Source organism: Zunongwangia mangrovi (genome assembly GCF_900112105.1).
GTDB classification, from domain to species: domain Bacteria; phylum Bacteroidota; class Bacteroidia; order Flavobacteriales; family Flavobacteriaceae; genus Zunongwangia; species Zunongwangia mangrovi.
This window is the reverse complement of record NZ_FOKV01000004.1, coordinates 21,635-47,727: the sequence shown is the minus strand read 5'-3', so window position 1 is coordinate 47,727 and position 26,093 is coordinate 21,635. Positions and strand designations below refer to the sequence as shown.

General features: G+C 34.7%; 24 protein-coding genes. 6 read left to right on the top strand and 18 right to left on the bottom strand.

Features of this window, described 5'->3' with window-relative positions; genetic code table 11:
- Positions 1-179 precede the first annotated feature (179 nt).
- The 3 genes from BM201_RS10615 to BM201_RS10605 are packed head-to-tail and all read left to right on the top strand — an operon-like array spanning position 180 to position 4,476.
- Positions 180-2,504 carry an McrB family protein gene (locus BM201_RS10615; RefSeq protein ID WP_092542440.1) on the top strand — a complete coding sequence of 775 codons (2,325 nt, stop codon included), beginning with the start codon at positions 180-182 and terminating at the stop codon, positions 2,502-2,504.
- Positions 2,505-3,746: an McrC family protein gene (locus BM201_RS10610; RefSeq protein WP_092542438.1), complete on the top strand. Its 1,242-nt coding sequence runs from the start codon at positions 2,505-2,507 to the stop codon at positions 3,744-3,746.
- Positions 3,747-3,762: 16 nt separating this feature from the next.
- Positions 3,763-4,476 carry a phospholipase D family protein gene (locus tag BM201_RS10605; RefSeq protein ID WP_092542436.1) on the top strand — a complete coding sequence of 238 codons (714 nt, stop codon included), beginning with the start codon at positions 3,763-3,765 and terminating at the stop codon, positions 4,474-4,476.
- A gap of 121 nt (positions 4,477-4,597) precedes the next feature.
- Here the strand turns inward: BM201_RS10605 and BM201_RS10600 are convergent, their stop codons facing one another.
- A complete protein-coding gene (locus tag BM201_RS10600; protein ID WP_092542434.1) occupies positions 4,598-4,858 on the bottom strand; it encodes a transcriptional regulator in 261 nt (86 codons plus the stop codon).
- 431 nt (positions 4,859-5,289) lie between these two features.
- On the opposite strand from BM201_RS10600, the gene BM201_RS10595 reads away from it, so the two are divergent.
- Together BM201_RS10595 and BM201_RS10590 are read left to right on the top strand one after the other, a co-directional pair.
- Positions 5,290-6,075, top strand: a complete 786-nt coding sequence (locus BM201_RS10595; RefSeq protein ID WP_092542432.1) for an RNA polymerase sigma factor — start codon at positions 5,290-5,292, stop codon at positions 6,073-6,075.
- Between the two features lie 2 nt (positions 6,076-6,077).
- On the top strand, positions 6,078-7,175 hold the full coding sequence (locus tag BM201_RS10590) for a hypothetical protein (RefSeq protein ID WP_092542430.1): 1,098 nt from the start codon (positions 6,078-6,080) through the stop codon (positions 7,173-7,175).
- Positions 7,176-7,496: 321 nt separating this feature from the next.
- Here BM201_RS10590 and BM201_RS10585 read toward each other — a convergent pair whose 3' ends face one another.
- The 16 genes from BM201_RS10585 to BM201_RS10510 all read right to left on the bottom strand — a co-directional run bounded on the left by BM201_RS10585 (position 7,497) and on the right by BM201_RS10510 (position 24,760).
- Complete coding sequence (locus tag BM201_RS10585; protein WP_092542428.1) at positions 7,497-8,255, bottom strand: nuclease-related domain-containing protein; 759 nt, start codon at positions 8,253-8,255, stop codon at positions 7,497-7,499.
- Positions 8,256-8,393: 138 nt separating this feature from the next.
- Positions 8,394-8,696 (bottom strand): DUF6730 family protein, encoded by a 303-nt coding sequence (locus BM201_RS10580; protein ID WP_092542426.1) that lies wholly within the window; start codon positions 8,694-8,696, stop codon positions 8,394-8,396.
- A gap of 12 nt (positions 8,697-8,708) precedes the next feature.
- On the bottom strand, positions 8,709-9,578 hold the full coding sequence (locus BM201_RS10575) for a relaxase/mobilization nuclease domain-containing protein (RefSeq protein ID WP_092542424.1): 870 nt from the start codon (positions 9,576-9,578) through the stop codon (positions 8,709-8,711).
- A complete protein-coding gene (gene mbpA, locus BM201_RS18235) occupies positions 9,575-10,096 on the bottom strand; it encodes a mobilization protein MbpA (RefSeq protein ID WP_245758620.1) in 522 nt (173 codons plus the stop codon). The genes BM201_RS10575 and mbpA overlap by 4 nt, the downstream gene beginning before the upstream one ends.
- Positions 10,071-10,934 (bottom strand): toprim domain-containing protein, encoded by an 864-nt coding sequence (locus BM201_RS10565; RefSeq protein WP_092542422.1) that lies wholly within the window; start codon positions 10,932-10,934, stop codon positions 10,071-10,073. The genes mbpA and BM201_RS10565 overlap by 26 nt, the downstream gene beginning before the upstream one ends.
- Positions 10,935-11,152: 218 nt before the next feature.
- Complete coding sequence (locus tag BM201_RS10560) at positions 11,153-12,337, bottom strand: VapE domain-containing protein (RefSeq protein ID WP_092542420.1); 1,185 nt, start codon at positions 12,335-12,337, stop codon at positions 11,153-11,155.
- Between the two features lie 3 nt (positions 12,338-12,340).
- Positions 12,341-12,631, bottom strand: coding sequence for a helix-turn-helix domain-containing protein (locus BM201_RS10555; protein ID WP_092542418.1), 291 nt, complete (start codon positions 12,629-12,631; stop codon positions 12,341-12,343).
- Between the two features lie 172 nt (positions 12,632-12,803).
- On the bottom strand, positions 12,804-13,187 hold the full coding sequence (locus tag BM201_RS10550; RefSeq protein ID WP_139219198.1) for a hypothetical protein: 384 nt from the start codon (positions 13,185-13,187) through the stop codon (positions 12,804-12,806).
- A gap of 3 nt (positions 13,188-13,190) precedes the next feature.
- A complete protein-coding gene (locus BM201_RS10545; protein ID WP_092542414.1) occupies positions 13,191-14,429 on the bottom strand; it encodes an aminotransferase class V-fold PLP-dependent enzyme in 1,239 nt (412 codons plus the stop codon).
- 123 nt (positions 14,430-14,552) lie between these two features.
- Positions 14,553-15,482, bottom strand: coding sequence for an RraA family protein (locus tag BM201_RS10540; RefSeq protein WP_092542412.1), 930 nt, complete (start codon positions 15,480-15,482; stop codon positions 14,553-14,555).
- A gap of 10 nt (positions 15,483-15,492) precedes the next feature.
- On the bottom strand, positions 15,493-16,758 hold the full coding sequence (locus BM201_RS10535; protein ID WP_092542410.1) for an amidohydrolase/deacetylase family metallohydrolase: 1,266 nt from the start codon (positions 16,756-16,758) through the stop codon (positions 15,493-15,495).
- Positions 16,758-17,984 carry an aminotransferase class V-fold PLP-dependent enzyme gene (locus BM201_RS10530; RefSeq protein WP_092542408.1) on the bottom strand — a complete coding sequence of 409 codons (1,227 nt, stop codon included), beginning with the start codon at positions 17,982-17,984 and terminating at the stop codon, positions 16,758-16,760. The genes BM201_RS10535 and BM201_RS10530 overlap by 1 nt, the downstream gene beginning before the upstream one ends.
- Before the next feature lie 4 nt (positions 17,985-17,988).
- A complete protein-coding gene (locus BM201_RS10525; RefSeq protein WP_092542406.1) occupies positions 17,989-18,474 on the bottom strand; it encodes a RidA family protein in 486 nt (161 codons plus the stop codon).
- A gap of 20 nt (positions 18,475-18,494) precedes the next feature.
- On the bottom strand, positions 18,495-20,030 hold the full coding sequence (locus BM201_RS10520) for a SusD/RagB family nutrient-binding outer membrane lipoprotein (RefSeq protein WP_092542404.1): 1,536 nt from the start codon (positions 20,028-20,030) through the stop codon (positions 18,495-18,497).
- Positions 20,031-20,041: 11 nt separating this feature from the next.
- On the bottom strand, positions 20,042-23,491 hold the full coding sequence (locus BM201_RS10515; protein ID WP_092542402.1) for a SusC/RagA family TonB-linked outer membrane protein: 3,450 nt from the start codon (positions 23,489-23,491) through the stop codon (positions 20,042-20,044).
- A 129-nt stretch (positions 23,492-23,620) separates the two neighbouring features.
- Positions 23,621-24,760 carry a FecR family protein gene (locus BM201_RS10510; RefSeq protein WP_092542400.1) on the bottom strand — a complete coding sequence of 380 codons (1,140 nt, stop codon included), beginning with the start codon at positions 24,758-24,760 and terminating at the stop codon, positions 23,621-23,623.
- Between the two features lie 115 nt (positions 24,761-24,875).
- Here BM201_RS10510 and BM201_RS10505 point away from each other — a divergent pair, with 115 nt between their 5' ends.
- The gene (locus BM201_RS10505) at positions 24,876-25,451 is read left to right on the top strand and encodes an RNA polymerase sigma factor (RefSeq protein ID WP_092542398.1); all 576 of its coding nucleotides are present in this window, start codon (positions 24,876-24,878) and stop codon (positions 25,449-25,451) included.
- Between the two features lie 10 nt (positions 25,452-25,461).
- Here BM201_RS10505 and BM201_RS18190 read toward each other — a convergent pair whose 3' ends face one another.
- Positions 25,462-25,731 (bottom strand): hypothetical protein, encoded by a 270-nt coding sequence (locus BM201_RS18190; protein WP_217643054.1) that lies wholly within the window; start codon positions 25,729-25,731, stop codon positions 25,462-25,464.
- Positions 25,732-26,093 lie beyond the last annotated feature (362 nt).

Sequence of the window (26,093 nt, the reverse complement as noted above, 5' to 3'; positions counted from 1 at the left end):
TTTTTATTTAATCGTAATTACTCAAATGACTAATTCCGAAGAGAATTTTCTATTCTATTTTCTAAAAAATATAATTTTTTTAATAAGGCTATTTTCGAATACAAGATATGAGAGATATCCTTCTAGCTACTTTGAAAAAGTAGTTGATAAAGTATAAACAAATCTAATAAATTTATAGTATGCCAGATAAAACTATAAATGATTTTTCTAGTAATAAAGAGTTTCTTTCCATTTTGTTTCAAGATATCAAAAGTGATTTGATTGATGAAAATCACCCATTGATTAATCATAATTGGTTAGACAAAAATACGGAGTCTTATAGATTAATAAGTATAATTCCAAAAGACTCCGAAATACAACTTTTAGAACTTCATTTTGAGCTTTGTCGCTATGCTAATGATATCTGTTTTGAAATCCATCCAGAAGGAAATTTTATTGAAAAACAGAGATTCTCTAAGTTAGCTCAAAGTTTTGTGAAAGATTTTTCAGAATACTCTTTAATTAACTGGTCTGTAGGGGGAAAAGTTGATAAATCTAAATTACAGAATAAGAAAATAGTACCTAAAAAGAAATTCAATTATAGTTTTAAAGCTCAAGATTATTATAAAACCAAGGATGCGTTAAAACTTCAGCTAAAGGCATTGTATCGTGATTTTCTGCCTACACTAGAAAATTATATTGCTTTAAAATTAGAGAATAAAATGGATAAAAATGAAATTAATTTTTTAAAAGTTTTGAATCAATTTAAAGATGAAGAAAAAATATATTTCTTTTCATTTCTTGATAAAATAGTAGATCACTTAGATCTAAAGCCAAATGACTTAAAGATTAATTATAGTATTGCTGAAAACCGCCTAAATTTTATAGTCGGGCAGCGTTATTGTTGGAATTTATACAATAGTCATGATTGTAGATATGCAGCAATTTCAGTACAAAAAATTTCAGATAACAGTAAAAACTATAAAGGGAATCCTCCACAACCATTTTTCAATAAGTTATTAGATTTTGAAAAAGTGATTTCCAATCAGAATGATATTTTGGAGGCTACTAGAAAAGAATATGTTGGTTCTGTTAAATCTAGTTATGACAGCAATAATGATTATTTTGAAAAAGCGGTTTTCGATTTAGACTATCGAAAAAAGATTATGGGAAAAAAGATTATTTCTGATTACAATCTAAATCCTGACAGAGAAAAAAAGCTTCAGAAAAATTTAAATACCATCTTATACGGCCCACCTGGAACGGGAAAAACTTATAAAACAAAAGAGTTAGCCGTACAAATTACTAATCCTAATTTTAAATTATCTGATTCTGATAATTTAGAACAGCGAAAATCTTTGGTAGTAGAATACGATCGGTTATTTGAAAATGGTCAAATTGTTTTTACAACCTTTCATCAGTCATATAGCTATGAAGATTTTGTAGAAGGAATCAAACCTAAAACTACCGAAGATAAACGTGTAATTTATGATTACTTACCGGGGATATTTAGAAGAATTTGTGATAAAGCTAAAACCAATTGGTTAGAACATATAAAAGGCAATAATTCAGAGCTTAATTTTGATGATGCGTTTCAAAGATTACAAGAAGAATGGGAAGAGAATGAGGATATAGAATTCTCGCTGAGAACAGAAGGAAAAGAATATAAAATCATCGGTTTTACGGAAACTTCAATTCAGTTTAAAAAGTCAAGTGGAGGTACAGGACACACCTTAAGTATTTCAACATTAAGAGATGCTTACTATGGGAAAAGAGAGATACGTTCTACTGGACTTGGAATTTATTATCCTGGTATTTTAAAAAGGTTAAAGTCTTATAAGAATAATACATCGGAGATAGAATCTCATAAAAGGATGGAATCTCCTAATCTTCAGAATTATGTAATTATTATTGATGAAATAAATCGAGGTAACGTTAGTGCTATTTTTGGCGAGTTAATAACCTTACTGGAATCCGATAAACGTTTAGGAAAGGAAGAAGAGATTATATTAGACTTACCATATTCAAAAGAAAAGTTTACAGTACCTTCAAACGTTTACATTATAGGTACAATGAATACCGCAGATCGTAGTGTAGAAGCTTTAGACACGGCGTTAAGAAGGCGTTTTGCGTTTGAAGAAGTCATGCCAAATCCAGACTTACTTGCTGAATTAGATTTTTCTGACATTAATCTATCTGAAGTTTTAAAGACTATAAATGATCGTATTGAGGTTTTATTAGATAGAGATCATACCATTGGGCACTCTTATTTTTTAAAGATCACCTCTTTAGAAGATCTTAAAGAAGTATTTGAAAATAAAATAATCCCTTTACTTCAAGAATACTTTTATAATGACTACGAAAAAATTGCATTAATTTTAGGTGAGGGCTTTGTGAAGCGAAATGAAGCTAAAGTCAAATTTGCAGAATTTGATGCTATAGACGTACCAGAGGAGACAGTTAGTTATGAATTAAAATCTATTGAAGATATAAGTGAAGCGATAAAAGCACTCTTAAATAAATAGATGATTGCTAAGAATCACATACAGGTTTTTGAATATCAATTATTGCAATGTGGAGATGTTTTTAAAAGAAAGCATTTAGCAGCACTATCTAAACTGAACGCATTAAACAATGATTGTTATTTCGATCTTAGATATAATGGTGTAAAGTTTAAAAATTTTGTAGGAGTTCTTCAGGTAGAAAATTTAACTATAGAAATTTTACCAAAAGTTGATACCCAAGAAGATAATACAGCATTATGGCAGGGGGTGTTAATTGATATGCTTAAGACAACCAAGAAGCTAAATATAAGTAAGGTAGGAAAAGCAAATGTCTCTAAACAGAATTTACATCTTTTAGATATTTATTTTCAATGGTTTTTAGATGAAGTGGAAGTTTTAATTCATCAAGGGCTAATTAAGCAATATTATCGAAAGACAGGAAATGTAAAAGCTTTAAAAGGAAAGCTTGAATTTGCCGGTCATTTACGTAAAAACTTAGTTCATAAAGAAAGATTTTATACTACGCATCAGGTGTATGAAAAAGATCATCTTATTCATCAGGTTTTAGCCTACGCTCTTTCGGTAATAGAGAAGTTTTCTAAAGGAACTTATGTTTATTCAAGATGTAAGTCTATTCAGCTTAATTTTCCTGAAGTTAGTAAAATCAATATTGACAGCAGAAGTTTTACTCGCATCAAGCTAAATAGAAAATCGGCGCCTTATAAAACAGCTTTAGAAATAGCCCGATTTATAATTCTCCAGTATGCGCCTAATATAAAGCACGGCCAAGAAAATATGATTGCCTTATTATTTGATATGAATTCGCTTTGGGAAGAATTTATTTATATCAGTTTAAAAAGGCATCTTCCGGAAAAGTATACTATCCATGCGCAGAATACTAAGAAATTCTGGAAGCCAAATGACGGTTATAATTCAAATATGCGTCCAGATATAGTAATTAATAAAGGTATGCAGGATTGCATAGTTTGTGATACGAAATGGAAGAATATTTCCAAATCTAATCCTGTACCTAATGATCTCAGACAACTATACGTTTACCACGATTATTATTCAGCGCAAAAAGTTGCCTTAATTTATCCTGGAAATTCTTCATTTTTAAGCTCCGGTTTTTACTACGAAAAATATGGAGAAAAACTGAGTAATAAAGAATGTGGAGTGATTTCAATTCAGGTCAATCGAAATATAAAAAAATGGCAATTTGATATTGCCCAAGAAATAGATAATTGGATTAAAAATAGTTAAAATACAAAGAATTTAAATGGCAGAATTTTTAACAACCTCTTGGATATCATCGTATATTGAAAAAATTATCAAAGATGCTAATAAAAAAGTCGTATTGGTTTCACCATATTTGCAGTTTTCAAAGTCCTTTTATGAAAGGCTTCAGGACGCACAAAATCATAATGTTCAAATAGTAATTATATACGGCAAGAGTAAATTAAATTCTAAAGAAACTAATTTACTTAAAGAACTAACAAATTTAGAACTTTATTTTTCTGAAAATTTACATGCAAAGTGTTACTTCAATGAATCTTCGATGGTAATAACTTCGATGAATATGTATGAATACTCAGAAAAGAATAATAGGGAAATGGGGGTTTATATTGAAGCGAAAGGAGATCAGGATTTATATGAAAATGCCGTTGAGGAAACGGAATCGATTATTCGATCATCTGAAGTTGTAGTTCTGAATAAAAAGACACCAAAAAAGAAATTTAGTCTCTTAAGCAATAAAAATAAAACTAAATTCAAGTCAAATACTAGTGGAAATAAAAAAGATGGAACTTGCATTAGATGCAGCGAAATTATTCCACTAAATATGGATAGCCCATACTGTAAAAAATGCTATAAATCGTGGTCTTTTTATGAGAATTTAGATTTTGAAGAAAAAGTGTGCCATTCATGCGGTAAGGAAAATACTTCCACGATGGTTAAACCGGTATGTTATTCATGTTATAAAATACTAAATTAAAAGAATATTTTTTAAGCTTAATCATTAAATAATTAGTTCCTTGCAGAATTACTATCTTGTCGATAGAGGAAATTATAGTTATAAAAATAGGTTCTACTTTTGAATCAATTTTTTTTAAAAGTTATCGATTTTCAAATTCAGGGAATTTCTCTGCAAACTTTTTAAAAAAATTAGACATGCTTATTTCTCTTTCGTGACAAATCTTGAAAAGTGTTTCAACAGGAATTCGGTAATTAGGGTTATTTTTTATTTTTCTAACGGTACTTTCCAAGATGTTGTGATTGTCTGCAAAACCAACCTGTGTGCCGCCATTAGCTAAGAAGGGATCTATCCATTCTTCAGTTATAAATAAGCAAATAGCCCTATTAATATCTCTTGCCATATTAGCAAAGGAATCGCATACTTATAAATTAATCTCGTTCGACCGAACGAATGCTAATTATTTTTACTATATTTGGTTATCACAAAGTACTTATATAAGCATTTAAATGGAATCTATTGCATTAGGAAATGCTATAGCAATATTATTTTTCAGAGGAAGAGGGTTGATTAAATCATTAATAATACCAACCCTACAATAAAGTAACAAACCACAGTTTAATGAATTAGCCATTTAGGCTAGGCTAGAAGCTAGAAAGCCTTCCCTCGAGTTTGACAGCTGTTGGGGAAGGCTTATGGCTTGATGAACTAAATAGAGACAATCAAAAAACCATAGCAAAATTATGAAAGCTATAGACCATACCGAAAGTCTTATATTATTTATTAGTACAGTACTTATTCTAAGATCCGATCCAACATCATAAACTGTTGCCAATGGAACGTAATTTTAAATTATTAAAACAAGGACACCCCGATGCTATTGAGTTTATCTATACCAAGTATCATAATAAACTTTTTTGGGTAGGGAAAAAGGTAATAAAAGATGATTTTATTATTGAAAACATTCTTCAGGATACCTTCTTAAAACTATGGCAGAAAAGAGATAAGATAAATGACCCTCAACATATTCATTCTTTTCTGTTTTATGTAATGAAGACAGAATGTATCTACTATTATTGCAGGCCTAGAAATAAGTTTCAGAGATCTATCAGTCGTTTAGAACTTTTCGATAACTATCAGGAGTATATGCATGGATTCAATCCTGAGGCTGAAGATGTGCATCTGTTGGATCAGAATGTTAAACAGGAATGCCTTGATCAGATACTATGTGTACTTCCGTTTTTAGAAAGTAAGCAAAGACAATTGATTGAACTTTGTTTAAAAAACAACTTCAAATACGCGATCATTTCCAAACTTATGGGGGTAAGCGTTAGAGAGACAAGTAATCAGGTTCATTTGGCCATAGAGCGTATTAAAATGATTGTTCAAAGTGGACATACATTAGAGCAGGTAGACCACACGCATTCAAACTTTGAAAATTTAAAATTGGAATTAACTAAAGAACAGGCTGAAATATTCCAATTACGATGTGAAATGCACCTTTCTTTTCAAAAAATTGCTGAAAAGCTTCAGCGCTCACATAAAGAGGTGCATCGTCAGTTTATGATTGCTTACAAAGCGATGAATCAGAAAAGTAAAGAACATTTACAATCTGCTTAGCTATGAATACATCAACAATGACACTTACGCGAAAAATTCAATTGCTCATCGATCTGCCATCGAAGGAGGAACGTAGTGAAGCTTTTAAAACTTTATATAGATGGCAAAATCGGTGTTACCGGGCTGCAAATCTTATAGCTTCCCATTTGTTTGTACAAGGAATGATAAAAGAATTTCTATACCTCTCTGAAGAGGTTAAATACAAATTAGTTGATGAACAAAAGGATGAATTGGGAATATTAAACCGTTCTAGAATGAATACCACTTATCGTTTGATATCAGATCGGTTTAAAGGAGAAATCCCTACTAATATCTTGAGTAGCATTAATCAATCTACAATAAAGGAATATACCAGATATCAATCGGAATATTGGAGCGGTGAGCGTTCACTAATGAATTTTAAACGTAATATGCCATTTCCTTTTAGTTATGAAGGTATGCGAGGTTTATCGTATAATGAAGAAAAAAATATATTTAGTTTTCGGCTTTTCTCAATTCCTATGGTCACATATTTAGGACGAGATTTTAGCGATAAACGTAGTCTTTTAAAAAAAGTAATGAATGGCAAAACTAAACTTTGTACTTCGCAAATTCAGTTGAAAAAAGGTAAGATATTTATGCTGGGGGTGTTCGAGATCGAAAAGACAGAAAACCTTTTGAAGCCTGAAAGAATTGCAGAAGCTGCTTTATCTATAGAATTTCCTGTAACAGTAAAAACAGCTATGTCAAAACTACAAATAGGCAGTAAGGAAGAATTTCTCTATAGAAGATTAGCAATCCAGGCTGCCCGAAAAAGAACACAACAAGGAATTAGTTACGCAAAATCAGGAAAAGGATACAAACGAAAAACGAAGGCAGTTGATAGATTTCGGGAGCGAGAAAGAAATTATATCGATAACCGTCTGCACGTATACAGTAGGCAATTAATTAATTTTTGTATCAAACAACAAGCGGGAACACTTGTGCTTATAAATCAGGAAAAGAAAATGGCGGTTGCTAAAGAAGAAGAATTTGTGCTCCGAAATTGGAGTTATTATGGATTGATAGAAAAAATAAAATACAAAGCCGAGATGGCGGGTATTGAGATTATTATTGATTGATTGATTGATTGATTGAATTTTTGAGGGTGTCTGTACACCCGTAAGGTGAGGTGAAATGAAGACACTCACTAAGTGCATTCAGTGCATATACAGGGAATCGCAGCTAACCCAAAAAACAAATCTCCAATGATGAGACTGGAGAAAATAAACTTTATATGTTTTGCAAATCAATACCTTTTAAGGTACGGACAAAATAGGGGGGATAGCTTTATCTCATAGAAGTTTCAAATCCTAGAGATGATCCAATCACTATTAAAATTTACAACTCTCTGTTGGTATTATTCGCAAATTAATGATGAAAAGCTTATTCTGAATCTATCACTAATAATTTTTGGTATAAGTACACTTTGGATAATTAGAACATCCGTAGAAATTACCATAACGACCATTTTTTAGTAATAAATCGCCTTGACACCTCGGACAGATCTTTAAATGCACCATGATTTTTTGGTCTTTAGTCCGCCATTTAACGTAGCGGTTATGGTTTTTTCGATCCTTTCTTCTTTTTAAATTTTTAGATTTAATGGTTTCTGCGATCCATAGCATTTGGTTTGGTGATAATCGGTTCCGGTGATTTTCTGTTCTAATGTATCGTACGAGTTGCCACAGATACAATACAGGCAGTTCTGAAGTCACATTCTTTAACCGTGCACGTCCTGAAAAAACTACAATAGGATAGTATTTTAGTTTCTGGAAGTTCGGATGAAGCTTTCTTAAAGCAAATATATGAGTCCAATTTTGTCGAATTGGATTTTTAAACCTTGTATGATGCTTGAAAATGGTCTGGCTCCAATTTTCAGATTTTTGATGTCCATGAATCCAACCTTTATAATGTTTCGTTTCGATTACAAAAACACCCGAAGAACAAATTACGATATGGTCAATTTGGGAACTGCCCTGGCCAGATGGTATAAGGATATTGTTTAAGACAATATAATCTCTTTTACGAAGCTTTCGTAGTTTGGTGGCAACTCTGCGTTCCCCAAAATTCCCTTTCATTCTAGGAATTACCACATTCATGACAAAGTCAGAGCCTACGAAAAAGACCATGAAAATAATAAGAAGGAATGCGAGTTCCATACCTAATAAAGTATTATTAACGGAGGGGTGCTGCTATAAAGATAACTAATTATTCATTGTCAGTGATTTATAGCCAACTTGCCTATATTTAGTCCTAAAGCTGTATGGATTTTTAGTATCCATTATTAAATAAGATACTTAGCTAAATACCAAAAAGGCTATACCAATAATATTCAAACTCAAAGACACAAAAAACACAATAAGCGCCCATTTCGGGTAGATCTTTGCCTCTTTAATCGTGTTGGATAATTCCGTAGAAATCCGTTCATATTCGTTCTTTTCAAAATCCAGTGTGTCTTCCAGGCTTGAAAGTCGTCGTATCAGGTCTTCGGTATCCAGGTGAATCCCCTGCGAGTGAATTTCTTCCAGTCGTTTCATATGCTGCTCGAAGCTTGCCAGTTCAGCGCATAACAATTCCGATAGTTCATCAATTTTTGCCATAATTACAGAGGTTTAATATCCGATATCCATGCCTTTGGATATGGACTTTTTAATAACTTTTTGTGTGATTTCTTTTAATAGTTTCAAGCTGATTTGCACCGGTTCCGGGCTTTTCGCAAGGTTAATCGCTTTGTTGAGTTCTTTAAATTTCTCGATACCATGTTCTCTGGCCATTTGCTTTCCGATATTGGACATACTCATGGAGCGATGAACCGAGCTGCCTTTAAGGCTATGTCCATCAAATTCAAATCGAAAGCCCTGCAATTTTTGTTGCTTATTGATAAAGGGAATGGCTTTTACACCATTGGTTTCCATTCCGCGCATGTATTCTTTATAAGTTTCCGGTTTAAATTGTTTCATGGTCAGCTCATGCCGACGTTTGATTTCCAAACGGATATCGGTAAGATTAATCTCCCGTATGAGCTGTACCTCACGAACGGTGGTCAGTTGATGTTCGTGAGCTACCCGCTCGGCAGCATGCTGACTACGTTTACCAATAAAATTATCCTTATAGGCACGACCATCAAAATCAATTCGGTTCACATAAAGATGTACATGCTTATGCTCTTTATCCTGATGTACAAAGGCAATCGCCTGTCGCTCGCCCAGTTTCATTTCCCGCATAAAGTCTTTGGTCAGTTCTCCAAGTTTTCGCTGATCCAGTGTTCGGCCATCTTCAATGGTAGGACTCAGGACGAATGAAAGCGTATTTCGCTCACAATGCTCATTCAGCTTTTGGATCTGTTCAAACTCCCGGCTAATTTCCTGCGGAGAATCTCCCACGATATTTTGAGAGTAGACAATCTCTGCCTCCTTCTCCTGGTTCCATCCATACTTCATGGAAGCTTGGGTATGACTAATGGATTTTCCTTTACCAATCATAGATCCAGTTTTTTAAGATGTTGCTTCATCGCCTCGGCCAGCTTATAAACTTCAGTAGATAACCTGGGATCCCGTTTTCGGAAAATATTCCCGATGGACTTAAAGTTGTTATGAAATTTCACCAGATCTTTGTAGATGGCAATATGATCATCGCTCATCCGCTCATTGATGGGCAGATCCATCGCAGATTTTCGACAAAATTCACTCAGACTTAATCCCGATCGTTTCGCCTTGATGTTCAGTAGTTTTTTCTGGTACAGCGTACACCTGAATTTGATTAAGGAGGTCTTCCCCTTAAACATCTCTTTTTTTTCATTGCGACCATGGGGAGCAATCAAGATTGTGTCCACAGACACACATCTTGAATTAGGATCTATATTAGAATTTTCCGTTTGATGGGAACCCGTGTCCCCATCATTGGAAATCCTCGTTTTGCCTTCCCTTTTTTTTAGCTTTTCAAAGCTTAAGGAATAGGAGGATTTTTTTTCATTTTCAAAGGGTATTTTCTCGTCGAACATGGCAAAGTTTTTCGTTAAGATCTTTATGTGGATAAAAGCGATATCTCAGGTCGATGGCCTGAGCAAAATGTTCTAGTAAATACGAAGTCATACGATCTCCCGCAGGGTCATTATCCAGGTAGAGATATATCTTGGAATAGGAGGGAAGCAATCCCATTAGTTGCGGAACACAAGCCAGAGAATTTAGTATCACATGGTCCATTTTTTCAAAAGACTCTTTCTCTAAAACTCCCAGAGACAAAAAATCAAACATACCTTCGGTGATACAAAGACTAGTATGATTCCAGCAAATGTGGGTATAGGATTTCGGAGGGATCACCGTTTTGAAATAAGCATTTCGAAGTTCCCAACCATTTTTATGATTTTTAAGTCCCAGACTAAAATAGATTCCACTGCGAACCTTATAGGTCACTTCCTCCAGAAAGCGTGAAGCTAATCGTATGGGAATTCCACGTTGCATGATATAATCCTGTAAGGCGTTTGAGATAAAATGTGATGTTTTCAGTAATTTAATTTTTGGTTCATGTGAAATTTGAGCAGGCGGGTTAAAAGAAAAGCTAAACTGTGGATTTTTTAGAAAGTTCAACGCCTCCTGGAAATTGCAGGATTTCAAATTCATGATAAGGTCGATACTATTCCCACCTTTACTAAGACCGAAGTCGTACCAAAGGTTTTTTGTTTTAGATACGATAAAAGAGGCTTGCGTTTCTGACCGCAGGGGACTCAGAAACCAAGCTTCTTTTTCCTTTGTTTTGGTGGGGTAGTGCCCTAAAGACTTCAATAATTGAATAATATCTGTATTTCGGGCGCTACTCCACAATTCATTATTTTTTTTCATTTTTCTGAATTTAAGTTACCATCTTACCCAAGCCCCGTAAATACTAAGGGTAGGGTGAGTAATACCTTGATTTTCGATCTTACCCATCTTACCCAAGGTCTTGTTTGGGTAAGTTGGGTAAGATGATTGGCAGCAAATCTTACCACAAGCTCAAGCTTTATGAATACTGCGTTAAACCTAAATGGGGTAAGATGGGTAAGTTTTTTTAATTAAGTTTTCTAGATATTCTCTAGCGGGGAGTATTTAAATGAAGGTTTAGCCAGGTAGCCATAGATTCTTCTCTTTTTATCTTTAACCCGCTCATATCCCTGTGCAGCTAACGCCCTACCCATGTTTACGACATTCAGTCTGTTATTTACATGCTGTAATTTTGAGAGGATGTCGGTTGTCGTATAAAAGTCTTCTTCCTTTTGGCTGGGCGTATAGAATTTATTCAACAGTTCCTCTTCCATCGTCGCCTGTCGGTAGCTGTTATTGCGCTGTTCATTCTCAGCAATATCTTTCGGCGTCAATTCGGGACTAAAGTCAATATCCATATAGGCGAGCATAAAGGCCTGAGCCCATACCTGGTTAATATCAATTTTACGGCTATAATTAAAATCGATTTTTCCCAGGAGTTCAAAGCATAGCCAGCGTACCGAACCCGTTTCATCATTTAAAAAGGTGGTACGGTTGGTCGAACCAATAAAAGAACAGCAACGATGCAGGCTGGTATTCTTGCGATCATAGGGAAGGCGCTCATTGATAATCGTCTTTGAAAAATAAGCCTTCAATGCATTGGTTTCTTTCCTAGCCAATACCGACAATTCATCGAGGTTGATCAGAAAGTTTCGTGTTAGTTGAATCCGGGCATCTTTGTCATTGCTCAGATCTTCCGCAATGTAATTTGATAATTTCGGAGGACAAAGAAAGCGGCACCAGGTAGATTTCCCGGAATTTTGTGCAGCATGGACAAGTACCAGGCACTGCTTATTGAAATATGCATCTTCCATGGCGCACTTTACACTTCTTACGAGCCATTTTCTAAAATGGTAAAGAAAGGCTTTAGGTTCACGAAGAGGCAGGTAACTTGCAAGATCACTAATATGATCATTACCATTCCATTTTGGCAGCTCTTCAAAATAACTTTGTATAGGATTATATCTAGGTATCATATAAGATTTTAAGAAGATTTCTAATTTGGTAAGAGTCACTTCAATATTCGACCTGGCAAGTTCAATGAGTAGGGAGTTCATTTCAAACTCTTCCCATTTGCCCTGGCCTTTCAGTCGAATTTGGAATTCCTGGGCAATCTCATTAAAACGGATATCATATTTTTCAATGAGATAATCTTCCAGGTAATCATAAATGGTTTTCTTCTTTTGTTCTTCGGCCAGATATAATTTTCTGTTCGACGATTCCATGACTTATTGGAATTTTTTGTTTTTCGCGGTATATGAAATCGCTTCCTGTTCCAGATCACTCAAAGATTTAAAGGAATTCTGTAGTAACCATTCATCCAGTTTTTCCCGGGAGAAATAGATCATTTTTCCTCTAGGTTTGGAATACGGAATTTCTCCACGTGCAGTTAATTTGTAGAGATAACTTTTGGAAAGTCCGGTATATTCAGCAGCCTCTTCAAAGGACAATACCGGTTTGTTGGCGCGTATCATTCGTTCGATACGCTCTAATTTTTCAAGAATTTGTATAGCACTCATGGTATTAAGTTTTAAGGGTTAATAATGACAAATAGCCTTTTCATTTGCTATTCGATTCTTATCCCAAACTTAGAAATAGACTATACCAGTCCTGTCTACTTTGTATACCAGGTATACAAAAAAGGCTCCTTAATATTACATTAAAGAGCCTTTTGCACTAACTAAAACTCACTTAAAATTGCCGAAGTTCATTGGCGGTGAACGACGATTGCAAATTAGCTTTCAATGTTTTGTGATGTTTAAAGAAGTTTTTCCCATCTGCAGCAGATAAGGTAATTTCAGTATATCCTTCTTTTTCTACTATTTCAATAACTTTTACTTTCTTACCGTAAAGATTTTTATAATTAGGAATTTGCCCTTGTTTCAATAAAAAATTTCTCTTCGGAAGTTGAATTCCCTGAAAGTTTAAATTTTCAGGTGCATTTATAATTAATTCGTCTCCAATATGAACTTCAGGAATTATTGGATCTCCTGAAGCTGCCTTGCTTTGCCCTGCAAAGGCTAAAAACATAAGGAGTATAAAGACGATTTTGTATGAATTTGTGGGTAATTTCATTTTTTAAATTTTAGACTGTATTTCTTTTTTAATTTGATTTGCAACTATAGAAACCTGTTCTGGTTTTAGTAAAACAACACCAACATTTATAAACTCTTTGTTATTTCTAGTGGTCTTGCTCGTTACAATACTTGGAGTGCCGGCTCTCAATTTTTCATATAATTGATTTCCGGTAATTTTAATTTTATTGGTATCCCAGGTAACATCTAGAGTTGGGAATACATTTGCAGGGCCTTCAGGAATTATTACTTCAGTTTTTACTCCTTCAAGGTTATTCAGAATAGCACTAATTGCAGAAGTACGATCCATCCAATCCTGCCATTCTTTATCATGGTCCTTTTCCAGATAGATTTTTAGAGCGGCATACATCCCAAAAATCTCTTCTTTATTCACCTTCATTGGGCGGCCAATTGGAGCTTCATTCGGACTGTAATTTAATTTTGCAGCTTCAATTAGGGATTCTTTTCCAAACAGTAAACCAGCACTTTGTGGCCCTCTAATCATTTTTCCTCCTGAAAAAGTAACCAGATCAAAGCCCATTTTTTGATATTTAAAAAGGTTCTCAACCGGTGGAACATCTGCAGCTGCATCAATAAATGAAGGCACGTTATGCTTTTTACAAATGGCTACGAATTTTTCGTGAGAAATAATATTTTTTACTCCGTACCAGGATTCTGCAGCATTAAAAAAAAGCGCCATCACCGTATTTTTATTGAAGGCCTTACGCATTTCTGCTTCGTTATTAACTTCGATAATTTTAGCACCTGTTGTGGTAATGGCCTGATCGAATACATAACGATGATTAGTTTGCATAATCACTTCTGGACGTTCGCCGGGAAGATTAGGAATAAGTTTTCGCTTTTCTTCATCGAAACCTGTGATGGCTGCAGCAGTACCCAAAACAAGTGCGCAGGCAGCACCCGAGGTTACCATTGCAGCTTCACAGTTGAGCATTTCAGCAATCTTAATTCCTGCTTTATCCTGTAACTGGTACATATCTGCAAAATCATGAGCGGTAGAATTGATAGCTTCCAATACTTCTGGTAGCATAAGTGATCCTGAAAGCCAGGTCATTGTTGCCGATGCATTTATTACTTTATCGACCCCTAATTCGTTAAAATAATCAATGCTTTTTTTTGCCTTTCCGCTTTTATTGATTGCACTGAATTTATAAATAGAACCCGGAATGCTTCCTGCCAGGGTAACCAATGGAATACTTTTTAAAATATCTCTTCTTTTCATAATTGCAGATAATTAGTTTACTGAATAATCTATATTATTTACTCTGATCCTGATCGTTATCGGGATGTTTCAAAATCAATATTAGATTCTCATCAATGCCTCATCATTTTGTGCTGAGGTATTTTACCAGGTACGTTTGTTTAAAAACTGATTCAATTCTTCCTGTGTCATGGGAACTCGATCATCATTATTTTTAATCCATTTAAGGAATCGATCTTTAATAGCTGGTGTCCATTCGTTATCGATTTCACCAGATTCATAAATTCCTTTGGATAACATTTCGTGACCAAATTCATCCCTTAAATCAATAAATTCGGCTGTTAAAACCACTTTTTCAACTAAATGTGCGGGAATAAAAATTACACCTTCTTCTTTAGCTAAAACCAAATCGCCAGGCATCACAATAGCCTGCCCAATTTTTATTGGTGTATTTAGTCCTGCAAGCATTACATTTTTTAAGTAAGTAGGATTCCAGTTTTTAACAAAGGCATTAAAACCTTCGATTTTCGACAAACCTTCTAAATCTCTTGAAGACCCATAAAATACAACTCCGTTTTTTGTTTTAGAGTAAATGGCATTACCTAGATTATCACCTATTAAAGTTCCTTGTAAGGTCTTTCCAAAAGCATCGGCAACATAAATATCACCTTCGGTTAACTTGGCAATAGGCCAGGAGTTGGTATTTCCTTTAAAACCTTCTTTATGTCCCCTGGTTTTAATTTGTTCTTCTACATCTGGACGACTTGGTAAGAACATAGCCGTTACCGCTCTTCCTACCACCGGGTTATTATTTATAGTTTTCCATTCTCCTTCGAATTGTGAAGGATAGCCCTCGTTATCCAAAATTTGCCAGGCAACATCTATAGAAATGTCTTTAGCCCTTTTCATAAGATTTGAAGGGATTTTAGGACGACCATTTTCAAAACGTTCACCTTCCCATGCATTGGTAAGATATATAAGTTCTTCTTTTGCAATTTGCTGGGCATTTGCAAATTGTAAAGCTATAAAGCAAACAAAGAAAGAAATATAATATTTAGCTTTTCTGATACTCATAAAGCGTTCTTTATAGATTATTATCCCATTCTGGACTTGCCAGTCCGTTTAGATCATAAACGATTTTACCAGCACGAAGGGTCATTTCACATTGCAGCTTTTTATCGCCCATCATTTTTTTACCACTACTATCGATGAATCCAAAATCACCATCTAAAACCGATAATATTGCAATATCTGCAACGCTACCTTCAGATAGGTTTCCAAGCTCTTCACGATGGATTACCTGAGCTGGTTTCCATGTAGATGCGTTAATTACTTGTTCTAAAGACATATTAAGATTTAAGAATTTAGACATTACATTAAGCATGTCTTTCATCCCTCCATTCATACTTTCAGCATGTAGATCTGTACTAATGGTATCTGGGAAAAAGTCTTCGTCTATAGCTGGTACAGCCTGAGCAAAAGCAAAACTTCCGCCACCATGACCAACATCGAAGATGATTCCTTTTTCACGACCATTAGTAGCATAATCGTATAATTTACCCGTTGAAGGATCTAAAATCGTCATTCTAACACTAGATAAATTAGCATACATATGAGTGAAAATATCACCAGGACGCAGTTCTTCCATAAACAAACGAGTTAAAGAAAGAGGAGGTTGGTGACCTCCAAAATCTATCATAACGGGTACGCCTGCAATTTCTCCTGCTTCCACAGCTCTTTTAATTGGTGTCCATTCAGCACCAGAATAGTGAGCAACTTTTATCCCAACCAATTCTGGGTGTTGTTGGATGGTTAAGCCCGTCATTTTTGCATTCATGTCCTGCAAGTCCTGTTCCCATACTCCACCACGCATACCTTCTCCAACAATATTCAGAAAAGATAAAACTCGGGTTTCAGAATGATCTATTACATTATTCTTATAGGTTTCGAAATTCTTCCAACCTGGGCTTCCTGCATCTACAACGGTGGTAACACCATTTCTAAAAGTAAATCCATCTGGCGGAAGGGCAAGAAATCCATCAGAGAGATAATGATTTTCTTTTGTTCCGTAGAAATTATGAGTATGAAGATCGATAATTCCCGGGCTTACATAATAGCCTTTTAGGTCTACTGTTTTTTTAGCTGAATTAGCATTGATATTAGGCTTAACAGCAACGATAGTATCATTTTTGATAGCGATATCTAGTTTTTTGCTCTCAATTTTATTCTTAGGATCGATAACGGTTCCGCCCTTTAAAAGCAGGTCGTATTCCTGAGAAAAGACATGAGAGGAGCTGCACAGTAATGTTAGGAACACTACGGTGTACTTAAAAAAATATGTTTTAAACATTATGTGGTTTTTTGCGTTAGGATTTCATTTAGTCTTGAGGCAACGACTCTTTCCTGTCCAGGTTTTAACATCCAGGTGGTTATACTAACAGAATTTTTTCCACCACCGGCAATTTCTATAGAAGGATGGCTATTTCTCATCTCTTCTTTTAGTTCATCTCCTGAAATTGGAATTTTTGAAGTATCCCAATTTAAATGGAGTGTTGGTACAACATTGGCAAGTTCTGGAACTTTTATTTCAGTATTCATGCCTTCAAAATCTTTTACTGCATTCTGAACAAGATTTATCTGGCCTTCCCACAGTTTCCAATCTGCTTCGTGATCTCTGGATAAAAAGTCTTCAACCGCAGCAAGCATTCCTACAATTTCTTCTTTATTAACCTTCATTCCGCGGCCAATAGTATCACCAAATGGGGGCGCATTAAGGAGGGCGGCATCGATATATTTCTTTTTACCCATTAATATACCAGCACTTTGTGGTCCTCGGAGACCTTTACCACCAGAGAAGCAAACCATATCGAATCCCATTCTTTGGAATCTAAAAAGATTTTCTACTGGAGGAACATCTGCAGCACAATCGATCATAGTGGGCACGTTATGTTTTTGGCAAATTTCCAGTACTTCCTTCCATTGAATTTCCCCTTCGTAATTAAGGAAATTAACGAAGTAATACATGGCTGTATTTTTATTGATCGCTTTTTCTAGCTCTTTTGCAGTGTCTACATAAATTACTTTAACGCCACAGTTTTCGATTGCCTGGGCATACTCAATAGCATGTTTGCGTTGCATGATTACTTCGGTTTTCATGCCGGTACCATCGAGATGAGGTAACATTCCTGCTTTTTCTGGGTCCAAGCCGGTTAAAGTACCGGCCGTTCCCAATGTTATAGCGGCAGCTGCACCAGAGGTAACTGTTGCAGCTTCGCAATCTAATAATTCAGCAAGGCGGGCGCCTACTTTATCCTGTAATTCATGATAGTTCACAAAATCATAGGATGTAGCTATGTAAGCCTTCTTAACTTCTTCTCGCATCAGAGAACCCGTCATAAACGTGTAGGTTCCGGCAGCATTAATGAAAGTTCTTATTCCAAGCTCTTTAAAATAATCCCGCTCTGCTGATTTTGGAAGTTCTGAGGCCGAATTCTTTTTAATAAAAAAAGCAGGTTTTAAAACTCCTGCAAGTGGCAGCAGAGAAAGGGATTTTATTAAGTTTCTTCTAGATGTCATATTTTTATTTTAAGGCTGCGATACAATCGATTTCTACCAGGGAACTTCCTGGTACACCACCGTATACAGCTACCGTAGTACGCACAGGAGGGTTTTTACCAAATTTTCCAAGATATACCTCATTCATAGCTTTATAGTCATTAAGGTCGTTTAGATATACATTAACCTTAAGTACTTTTTCCATTGAAGAACCTGCTTTTTCTAGCTCTTTCTTAAGCTCATTTAAAACATGTTTAGTATGATCTTTAATATCTCCTTCAAAATGAGCTCCTTTACCTGCGATATACACAAGACCATTATGAACTACTGAACTTGAAAATAGTGGCACCTCCTGATCAGAATCTTCTGCAGTATTTCTAATAATTTCGTTTGAAGATGTCTCCTGAGATATATTTTTGGTATTTAAATTTTTACCAAAAGCGGCTAATCCTGTTAATCCAAAAACTGATGCAGCTATTTTTCTGATTGCGCTTCTACGTTGATTTTTCATAATTATTATTTATTTAGTGTTTATTCTTCCACATCCCACCATACTCTGGTAGTAAACGTATCTAAACCTTGCTGACTAAGAGCCGCCTCATAGTTTTCAGTATTTACACTAATTTCACTTGGCGGGTAGGTGAGTCTTCTCGGAATAGTTCCTCCGGTAAGGTTACCGGTTACATTTACCGGTGTAAGTTCTGGGTAACCAGTTCTTCTCCAGTTGGAGTATACTTCAATTTCATCTGGAAAAACAGAAACCCAGAATTGTGTATGTATAGTTTCCATTTGTTCCTCTAAGCTTCCAGTCAAAGTCTGTGAAGCGATATAGTTGTTTATTTCTTCTTCTGAAACGGCAGCTTCAGTCCCATAAAGATCTTCAAGGCTATTCATTGCATCTCTAATCCCCTGGTGATAATAATTTTCTGCATCACCTGAAGTCCAGCCTCTAGCTGAAGCTTCAGCAAGAAGGAGGTTCATTTCTGCGCTTCCTAATACTAATAAAGAGGAATTAAGCGATAAAAGCGTATTAAGATTAGGTTCTGAAAGATTTGGAAAATTTGATGGTCTATTCACTAAACCATTTGGCATTCCCTGTTGTATAGCCGGATCTGTAGATTGTGTTCCATTTACCCATACTGCTGCGAAAGAAGTAAGTCTTGGATCATTATTTTCTGAAAGATAGCTTATAAATGTATCAGAAAATTTACCACCTTCAGTATTGCTTGTTCCCTGGTTAGATTCACTATAGTTGTTGTTTCTTAATTGAAATGCTATAGGATTTGAATTAATAACTTGCCCGCCAGGATAATCAACAACTGCATTATTGGATGATTCTTCGATGATTCCTGCCGCAATAGCTGTTTGAGCCCATTCTTCAGCAAGAGAAGGATTAACTTTGGTTAATCTCATAGCTAATCTTAGCATTAAAGAATTTGCGAATCTGCCCCATTGATCTAAATTTCCATTGTAAATAAGATCACCGCTACCAAAACTAGGCTGATTTGGATCCAAAGAGTTAGAGGCAGTTTGCAATGTATTTAACATGTTCATGTATATTGCTTCCTGAGTATCGTAAACCGGGCTGTAATTTGCATCACTAAAGGCCGTAGTAGCTTCGGTGTAAGGAATCATACCATACAGATCGGTAAGACGATGGTAAGTGTATACTTTCCAAATATTGGCGATCGCGTTTTGATTGGAAAGTTCTTCTACACCTTCAGTTGCATAAATTATTTTATCTATTTCATTAATAGCATCTAAATAAGCACCATTAAAGAAAGCATAAGGATAACTTCCTGATATGTAAACATATTTATCTCCCAATCCTGGTACTTCAAGATAAGTAGCGAAATGCTGTACAAATCCTCCTGCGCCAAATTCGTAAACAGTTCCGGTACTGTTATTTAAGGCATCATAGATAGCCTTTGTGAACATATACTCAGGATCTACTTCTGTAGAGGCATCTGGATTTGTATTTTCTTCTTCAAAGCCGTCATCACAACTTGTGAATAATGCAAAAACAACAATGAACAGGTATGTAAATTTTGTATATATAGTCTTCATAATGTTTTCGATTAAAATTTAAACTTAAGGTTCAATCCGTAACTTCTAGTCCTAGGAAGCGCGAATGATTCGAATCCCTGTGCGTTACTGTTCGTAAATGCAGATTCTGGATCGAAGTTATCTGTCTCACTATAAAGGATGAGTAGGTTTCTTGCGATGAAGGAAAGTGAAGCAGACTGTAATTTGAAAAGACTAATTTTTTCTACAGGGATATTATAACTTAAAACGACCTGTCTTAATTTTACAAAACTACCATCGTAAATAAATTGATCTGAGTAGTTTCTAAGGTTTTGATAGTATGATCTAATATCTGTTGAAGGGATGGTATTAGAATATGGAGCTCCATTCTCGTCTACTCCTTCTAGAACAAGACCGTTTTCTCTACCTTCCAAAGTACGTTTTGATAGACCAAATCTTGTAGCATAAACGTTTAGAACAGAAAAGATATCATTACCAAATCTACCATCTAAAAGCACATCTAAAGCAAAGTTTTTATATTTGAATCTATTGCTTAATCCCATTGATAAAGGAGCAACAGAGTTCCCTATTTTCTTTAATTCACTTCGCATTGGGAAACCCGAGTTAGAATCGTATACGATATTCCCATCATCATCCCTTAGCATAGAATAACCTTTGATAACACCAAAAGGCTCGCCTACTTCATGATGAATTTCTGCCCAATTACCAACCGAATTTGCAACAGAGATCGTATTTAGACCTTCAGCTAATTGCTTTACTTCATTTTTATTGTAGGCCATATTATAGTTAACATCCCAACTAAAATTGTCATTTTCTATCGGTGTACCATTTATAGCCAATTCGATTCCCTGATTTTGTACTTCACCTACGTTAAAATAAGTGTATTCGTAACCAGTAGTTACAGGAATTTGAGCGTTTACAATATCATCTGTAGTTGTTTTTTCATAAACAGCTACATCAAAACCTAATCGATTATTGAATAATCTCGCCTCTAATCCAATTTCAAAAGTGGTAGAAGTATAAGGTCTAAGGTTTGCGTTAGCTAATAAGCGTTGCCCACCAACCTGGGTTACCTGTTGTAATGGTTCACCGCTACTAGGAATCATGGTGTAACTTTCGTTAAGTGTATAAGGATCTGGTAATCCTCCACCAACTTGTGCCCATGACGATCTAATCTTACCGTAACTAAACCATTCTGGTTTATTAATTACTTCAGAAAAAACAAAACCTGCACCTACAGAGGGGTAGAAAATACTATTGTCACTATCTGCACCATTTGCTGCAGTTAAGGTAGAGAACCAGTCTTCTCTTGCTGTAGCATTTAAGTATAAAAAGTTTTTATAACTAAGATCTAAAGAACCAAATATGGAGTTTGTTGTAAGTCTTTGGTTACTTGGTATTGTAGTACTTGTTTGCAGATTGGTGAAACTATAAAAGAAAGGAATGATGAATTGTCTACCATCATAGTTAGTTTGCTGGTTTTGATACTTTCTAATATTTCCACCGGCCATTAAGCCAAGATTTATATCTTCAGTAATATCTTCATTATAGTTAATGTTCAGCATACTGTTGGTTTCGCTAACCGTTAGATCGAAACCGTGATATTCTCCTGCTGCATTATTTGTATATAATGTACCTGTAGGGAGAATTGCAGTAAAATCGAAACTAGTATAGTCTTTACTCACAGAACCTCTTATAGAAAGGTTATCCAATAACCTATAATTTAAGGAAACCTGACCTAAGTAACGATCTCTTAAACCTTGATTCTGAAATCTATTAGCAACAAAATAAGGGTTAGATGCATACGGAGTTTCATTCCATTCTACCTCGTATCCATTTTCGTCGTATCCAGGATCGAGCCAATCTACATTTACAGTATTAGCTAACATATTTACCCAGTTTGGGTTACCAGTGGCATCCCCGGCACTAGATCTATTATAGGATTTAGATCTATTGAATTGAACCAATCCTTCTATATCTAATTTTTCTCCAACAGTAGAATTAAGGTTCAAACTGAAGATACGTCTGTTAAAACTGTTGTTAGGAACAACACCTTTATTATCTGTATCTGAAATTGAAAATCTATAACTGGTTTTTTCACTTCCACCGCTTAAAGCAACAGTATTGATAAAGGTAGTACCGTTCTTATAAAAATTGTCGATATTGTTTTGTTGCGCTACATAAGGTCTTTCAATGCCATCAAAGGCAACAAAAGTTTCACCGTCTATTCGCTCACCCCAGTTTCTACGCCCCCAGGTTACAGCATCAGATTGATTTAAAGGTCTTTGTCCAGCATTACCCTGGCCGTATTCGTATTGCCAGTCTGTAAAATCCATAGGAGCATCTATAGTGAAACTCGAGTTAAATTCGATCCCAATTCCGCTATTGAAAGCTCCTTTCTTTGTCGTAATGATAATAGCACCATTAGATGCTCTGGAACCATAAAGCGCAGCAGCAGTAGCTCCTTTTAAAACACTTATAGTTTCTATATCATCTGGATTAATTCCTCCGGTACCATCACCATGATCTATATTAAAACCTCCTGCACTTGTAGATGCACTACCACCTAAAGTAGTATTATCCATCGGCATACCATTGATCACATAAAGTGGCTGGTTGTCTCCAGATAAAGAAGTATTACCTCGAATCGTTACTCTAGAAGAGCCGCCTGCTCCAGTAGTCAAATTTGATACGCTTACACCGGCAATTTTACCTGAAAGTGCATCAGCTAAATTTACTTCTTTAGCTTGTGTAAATCCGTCTCCATCAACTTCGGTTACGGCATAGGTAAGAGCTCTTTCTTCTTTTTTGATACCTAATGCAGTAACAACTACATTATCCAGTTGTTCAGTATCATTTTGTAGGGTAACATTAATTGTTGATTGCCCATTCACCGGAATTTCCTGTTTTTTAAAACCAATACCAGAAAAGGTTAATATGGCATCTTCACCGACTTCAATTTCGTAATTTCCATCAAAATCTGTAGAACTACCATTACTAGTTCCTTTTTCCATTACATTGATTCCTGGAAGTGGCATTCCCTGGTCATCTTTTATGGTCCCATTTACCATTTGCTGAAGTTTTTCAGTTTTAGTATTTCTTCTGGGAATTTTTTTAACAGATGATTTTTTCTTTAATATGATTTGATTATCAAATATTTGATAGTATATGCTATCATCTTTAAAAATGATCTGAAGAACATTCTCAATTTTTTCCTTGGTTACATTTAAGGAAACAGGTCTTAAAAGATCGATTTCATTGACTTTGTAAACAAAGTTGTAATCTGAAGTTTTTTCAATAAAACTCAATACTTTTTCTAATTGTTGATTTTCTACCTTTATTGAAATTTTGTCGCCCTGAGAGTAAGAAATGCCGGCTTGCATAGTAAAGAGAGAGGTAAAAAGAAAAAGAAGACTCAGTTTCATTTTTAAGTTGCTGGTTAGTAGCTGAAAATATCTTTCATGCTTCAGAAGTTTTTTCATATTTTTGAAGTGTGTTTAAAGTGATTAATAATTTTAATCGCATTATATCAACCGAGAGGTGTTGCAGCATCTTTCGGTTTTTTTATTTTAATGCGTTTTTAGAAAATTCAGGTTTTTCGCATACGCAGTTTATTTAATGATTATTTTATTGTTTTTAACGGTGTATTTTATATTGTAAGCCTGTTCAAAATAGAACAGCATTTTATCCAAGCTAACATCTTTATCGAAAGTAGCATTGAACTCACTTTTCTCCAGAGCTTCGTTTTTAACTATAAATTCTACGTTAAACTTTCGTTCTAAAGAATTTAAGATTTCATCAAAAGATTTATTTCTGAAAATTAATTTTCCGTAAAGCCAGGAAGTATATAATTCGGTATCTACTTTTTCTTTTTTAAGAGTATTAGATTTTTGATCAAATGTTCCCATTTCACCTGGACTCAAGATTTGGCCTTTTTGAGCTTCTTTTCCGTTCATTTTAACTGAACCTTCTACTAGTACAACTTCTGAAGTATTTCTGGAAGAATATTCAGACACATTGAATTTAGTTCCTAATACTTCAATTTGAATTTTATTAGATTCTACAATAAAGGGTTTTGTCGCGTCTTTGCTTACATCAAAGAAAGCTTCCCCTGTTAGTATAACTTTTCTTTTATTTCCTTGAAATGAAACCGGAAATTTTAGACTCGCACCAGCGTTAAGGTGAACTACTGTACTATCTGAAAGAATAAGCTCATATTTTTTTCCGTAGGGAATTTTGATCGTGTTATATTCAGGTTCTTTCCCAACTTGCTCAGAATTACTCAGATAACTAAGTTTATTTTTAGTTGGATCCTGACTAGCTACTTTTTGAGATCCTACGTTAATAGAATTAGCATTAGAACTAATATTTATCTCCTCGCCATTATTTAATTGAATAGTTATAGGAGCCGATTCTGTGGGGATAATAGTATTTTTAGATTTATCTTGGCTAGTAATAAACAATGTGGTTGTCAGCATTATAATTAAGACTGAAGCTGCAGCATACAAGAACCATTTATTTTTACGGTATATATTGATTACATTTGAAGCTTTAGAATTGTTAATTTCACGATCAATTTTACCATAGGTTTTTTCTGCATCTGGAAGATGTAATAAATCAATTTGATAATTAGACTTTACGTAATTCTTAAATAATTGTTTATTATTTCCTTCTTGAATCCAGTTGTATAGAATATGTAATTCTTTATCTGTGATCGAATTCGTTAAATATTTTATTATTAAATCTTCCAAACTCTATGTTTTTTATTTATAATACGTAGTTTTAATAAAAACCCTTAAAAGAAATTTAATTTTTTTAAAAATTTATATTTATGTAAATTTTGCCATATTTCTAAAAGTTTTCTTAATGAAGAAAGATTTGTTGTTGCTAAGGAATATAAAGGATGGAGATCAAAATTCCTTTAAACTATTTTTCAAAGAAACATATCCGGCATTGTTTGGATATGTGAATTCTCACGCAAGAAACAGGGTGCTTGCCGAAGATATAACACAACAGAGCTATATTAAATTTTGGGAAAATAGAAATAAGATCGACTTAGAAAATTCTCCGAAAAGCTACTTATATACTATAGCTTATAATACTTTCTTAGATTCTAAAAGAAAAGAACAAAAAGAGCGAAATTATATGGACCAATTACATCGTTCTGCAATAGAGGAGGAGGCAAGCGATAAAGAGAAATTAGAACAAAAATTAGAAAGGCTACAGACCGTAATCGATACACTTCCAGATAAATGTAGAAAAATTCTTTTGATGAATAAGATCGATGGTTTGAAATATCGAGAAATTGCTGAAAAGCTTGATATTTCAGTAAAAACGGTGGAGTCTCAGATGCGAATAGCATTTCAAAAAGTTAGAGAATCTTTTAAAAATGAAGAAGTCATATTATGGTGTTTATTCGGAAATTTTTTAGGTAAGAATTAATCAGTATCTCCTATAATTCTTTAAAAATTTCAGCAATTTCTTCATGCTTTTTTGAGATCGGAGTTCGTAAGCTTGCGGTTTTGATAGTATTGTAGTTATACAATTCTCCATCCGGTCGTTTAATACACTTGGAATACCTGAAAAATGCTTTTAAGCTAAGCCTGTTTTCTGGAAAGCGTTTATTTAGAAAATCGTAGAATTCCCTACAGGAGGGCGCATCCAATTCAAAATAAATACTTGATTGGTGTTCATTCCAGGCTTTGGTCAGGACATTTTTCATATCTGTTAAGCTGGTTTTATCCATATTAATTAAATGGTATCGAACCAGGCCGTTATATAGCAGACGAATTTCTGCTGTTCTGATTTGAAGTTCAAAAGAAGTTAATTTTGATGGTGACGGTTTCTGTTTTTCCGACCTAAATTGCTGAATAAATACTGATCTCCATGAAATTTGACAAAATAATACTGCCACTATAAAAGCAGAAGTTTCAATAATCAAGATTAGTGTTGATCCTGTTCGGTGAAATTGGTAGAATAGCAGGTGCATGATACTAAGACCGATAAGATGCACTAAGATTCTCGGCTTTTCGATATCCGCATTCCAATTCAGGTTTTCATTCATAAAATAGCGTAGTACTATTT

Excerpts from the sequence above, each read along its gene's own strand:
- BM201_RS10615 (WP_092542440.1), top strand. The coding sequence starts at position 180 with ATGCCAGATAAAACTATAAATGATTTTTCTAGTAATAAAGAGTTTCTT.
- BM201_RS10610 (WP_092542438.1), top strand. The coding sequence starts at position 2,505 with ATGATTGCTAAGAATCACATACAGGTTTTTGAATATCAATTATTGCAA.
- BM201_RS10605 (WP_092542436.1), top strand. The coding sequence starts at position 3,763 with ATGGCAGAATTTTTAACAACCTCTTGGATATCATCGTATATTGAAAAA.
- BM201_RS10600 (WP_092542434.1), bottom strand. The coding sequence starts at position 4,858 with ATGGCAAGAGATATTAATAGGGCTATTTGCTTATTTATAACTGAAGAA.
- BM201_RS10595 (WP_092542432.1), top strand. The coding sequence starts at position 5,290 with ATGGAACGTAATTTTAAATTATTAAAACAAGGACACCCCGATGCTATT.
- BM201_RS10590 (WP_092542430.1), top strand. The coding sequence starts at position 6,078 with ATGAATACATCAACAATGACACTTACGCGAAAAATTCAATTGCTCATC.
- BM201_RS10585 (WP_092542428.1), bottom strand. The coding sequence starts at position 8,255 with ATGGAACTCGCATTCCTTCTTATTATTTTCATGGTCTTTTTCGTAGGC.
- BM201_RS10580 (WP_092542426.1), bottom strand. The coding sequence starts at position 8,696 with ATGGCAAAAATTGATGAACTATCGGAATTGTTATGCGCTGAACTGGCA.
- BM201_RS10575 (WP_092542424.1), bottom strand. The coding sequence starts at position 9,578 with ATGATTGGTAAAGGAAAATCCATTAGTCATACCCAAGCTTCCATGAAG.
- mbpA (WP_245758620.1), bottom strand. The coding sequence starts at position 10,096 with ATGTTCGACGAGAAAATACCCTTTGAAAATGAAAAAAAATCCTCCTAT.
- BM201_RS10565 (WP_092542422.1), bottom strand. The coding sequence starts at position 10,934 with ATGAAAAAAAATAATGAATTGTGGAGTAGCGCCCGAAATACAGATATT.
- BM201_RS10560 (WP_092542420.1), bottom strand. The coding sequence starts at position 12,337 with ATGGAATCGTCGAACAGAAAATTATATCTGGCCGAAGAACAAAAGAAG.
- BM201_RS10555 (WP_092542418.1), bottom strand. The coding sequence starts at position 12,631 with ATGAGTGCTATACAAATTCTTGAAAAATTAGAGCGTATCGAACGAATG.
- BM201_RS10550 (WP_139219198.1), bottom strand. The coding sequence starts at position 13,187 with ATGAAATTACCCACAAATTCATACAAAATCGTCTTTATACTCCTTATG.
- BM201_RS10545 (WP_092542414.1), bottom strand. The coding sequence starts at position 14,429 with ATGAAAAGAAGAGATATTTTAAAAAGTATTCCATTGGTTACCCTGGCA.
- BM201_RS10540 (WP_092542412.1), bottom strand. The coding sequence starts at position 15,482 with ATGAGTATCAGAAAAGCTAAATATTATATTTCTTTCTTTGTTTGCTTT.
- BM201_RS10535 (WP_092542410.1), bottom strand. The coding sequence starts at position 16,758 with ATGTTTAAAACATATTTTTTTAAGTACACCGTAGTGTTCCTAACATTA.
- BM201_RS10530 (WP_092542408.1), bottom strand. The coding sequence starts at position 17,984 with ATGACATCTAGAAGAAACTTAATAAAATCCCTTTCTCTGCTGCCACTT.
- BM201_RS10525 (WP_092542406.1), bottom strand. The coding sequence starts at position 18,474 with ATGAAAAATCAACGTAGAAGCGCAATCAGAAAAATAGCTGCATCAGTT.
- BM201_RS10520 (WP_092542404.1), bottom strand. The coding sequence starts at position 20,030 with ATGAAGACTATATATACAAAATTTACATACCTGTTCATTGTTGTTTTT.
- BM201_RS10515 (WP_092542402.1), bottom strand. The coding sequence starts at position 23,491 with ATGAAAAAACTTCTGAAGCATGAAAGATATTTTCAGCTACTAACCAGC.
- BM201_RS10505 (WP_092542398.1), top strand. The coding sequence starts at position 24,876 with ATGAAGAAAGATTTGTTGTTGCTAAGGAATATAAAGGATGGAGATCAA.
- BM201_RS18190 (WP_217643054.1), bottom strand. The coding sequence starts at position 25,731 with ATGAAAAATGTCCTGACCAAAGCCTGGAATGAACACCAATCAAGTATT.